Annotated in this window: 2 protein-coding genes; both read left to right on the plus strand. The window is 70.5% G+C overall.

Annotated features, from left to right (window positions below):
- On the plus strand, window positions 1-1,283 hold a 1,283-nt coding region (locus ACFFRH_RS44025; protein WP_386164132.1), incomplete at its 5' end, for a type I polyketide synthase.
- A 6-nt stretch (window positions 1,284-1,289) separates the two neighbouring features.
- Window positions 1,290-2,157, plus strand: an 868-nt coding sequence (locus ACFFRH_RS44030; protein ID WP_386164134.1) for a beta-ketoacyl synthase N-terminal-like domain-containing protein, incomplete at its 3' end; no start/stop codon positions are given.

The following is a 2,157-nucleotide window of genomic DNA, read 5'->3' on the forward strand; positions in this document are numbered from 1 at the left end:
CCGGTGGCGCGGTGGTGGATGGGCCGTCCTGGGGTGAGGGCACGGTGCTGGTCACCGGCGGCACCGGAGCGCTGGGCGGTCTGGTGGCCCGTCACCTGGTCGTGGCGCATGGGGTGCGTGATCTGCTGTTGGTGAGCAGGGGTGGGGAGAAGGCGCCGGGTGCCGCGGAGTTGGTCGCGGGTTTGGAGGCGTGTGGTGCGCGGGTGGTGGTGGCGGCCTGTGACGTGGGTGATCGGGCGGCGTTGGAGGGGTTGTTGCGGGGGTTGGAGCGTCCGCTGGGTGCGGTGGTTCACGCGGCGGGCGTCGTCGATGACGGGCTGATCGGTGGGTTGACGCCGGAGCGTCTGGATCGGGTGCTCGCGCCGAAGGCGGACGCGGCCTGGCACCTGCACGAGCTGACCCGGCAGATGCCGCTCACCGCGTTCGTGCTGTTCTCCTCCGCCTCGGCGACCTTCGGCAACGCGGGGCAGGGCAACTACGCGGCGGCGAACGCCTTCCTCGACGGTCTGGCCGCGCATCGCAGGGCCGAGGGACTGCCCGCGACCTCCCTGGCCTGGGGACTGTGGGAACACGGCATGGGCGCCGGCCTCGGGGAGACCGAGCGCGCCCGGTTGGCCCGTTCGGGTGCCGTGCCGCTGACCGAGGCCGAGGCACTGGCCCTCTTCGACGCGGCACTCTCCCTGGACGATCCGGTGCCGCTGCCGATCCGGCTGGACCTGGCCGCGCTGCGCGCGCGACCGGATGACGTACCGCCGCCGCTGCGCGGCCTGGTACGGCGCGCGGTGCGGCACACCACCGAGACCCGCGGTGTCCGTCCCCTGGCCGACCGGCTGGCCGGGCTGCCCGCCGACGAACGGCGGCGAGTGGTGCTGGACATCGTGTTCGGGCACGTCAGCGCGGTGCTGGGCCACCGGGAGACGGAACGGATCGAGGAGGACCGGCCGTTCAGGGAGCTCGGCTTCGACTCGCTCATGGGAGTCGAACTCCGTAACAAGCTCACCGCGGACAGCGGGCTGACGCTACCGGCCACGCTGGTCTTCGACCATCCGACTCCCGCGGCGATCGCCGAACTTCTCCACGAGCACCTGTCCGCCAAGGACACCGAGCCGATCGACCAGGTCCTGGCCGTCCTGGAGGGACTCGGCACCGACGACCGCCCGGCGGTCGCCGAGCGGCTGCGCGCGCTCCTCGCCGGATGGAAGGACGGTGACGGCGGAGCCGCCGATCTGGCGGACGCGAGCGACGACGATCTTTTCGACCTGGTCGAGAACCTGGGGAGCTGACACCACATGTCGAACGAGCAGCAACTCCGCACCTACCTCAAACGGGCGATCACCGAGGCCCAGGACGCGCAGCGGCGGTTGCGGGAGGTCGAGGAGCAGCACCGCGAGCCCGTCGCGATCGTGGGGATGGCGTGTCGTTTTCCGGGTGGGGTGTCGTCTCCGGAGGAGTTGTGGGAGCTGGTGGCGTCGGGCCGGGACGCGGTGTCGGGGTTTCCGGTGAATCGTGGGTGGGATCTGGAGCGGTTGTTCGACGATGATCCTGATCGTGCGGGTACGTCGTACGCGAGGTCGGGGGGTTTTCTGCACGGGGCGGGGGAGTTCGACGCGGGGTTCTTCGGGATCTCTCCGCGTGAGGCGTTGGCGATGGATCCGCAGCAGCGGTTGCTGCTGGAGACCTCCTGGGAGGCGATGGAGGACGCCGGTATGGCGCCCGCCACCCTCAAAGGCAGCAGAACGGGCGTCTTCACCGGCCTGATGTACCACGACTACCACTCGCGGCTGAGGTCCGTTCCCGAAGAGCTCGAAGGCTTCATCGGCAACGGTAACGCTGCCAGCATCGCCACCGGCCGCGTCGCCTACACGTTCGGTTTCGAGGGCCCCGCCGTCACCATCGACACCGCTTGCTCCTCCTCGCTGGTCGCGCTGCACCTGGCGATCCAGTCACTGAGGCGGGGGGAGTGCTCCCTCGCGCTGGCCGGTGGTGTCACGGTGATGGCCTCCCCGGACACCTTCGTGGAGTTCAGTCGTCAGCGGGGGTTGGCGGGGGATGGGCGGTGTAAGTCGTTCGCGGGGGCTGCGGATGGTACGGGGTGGGGTGAGGGGGTGGGGGTTCTCGTTGTGGAGCGCCTGTCGGACGCTCGTGCGAACGGTCGTC

The organism is Streptosporangium vulgare (genome assembly GCF_042428775.1).
Lineage (GTDB): Bacteria > Actinomycetota > Actinomycetes > Streptosporangiales > Streptosporangiaceae > Streptosporangium > Streptosporangium vulgare.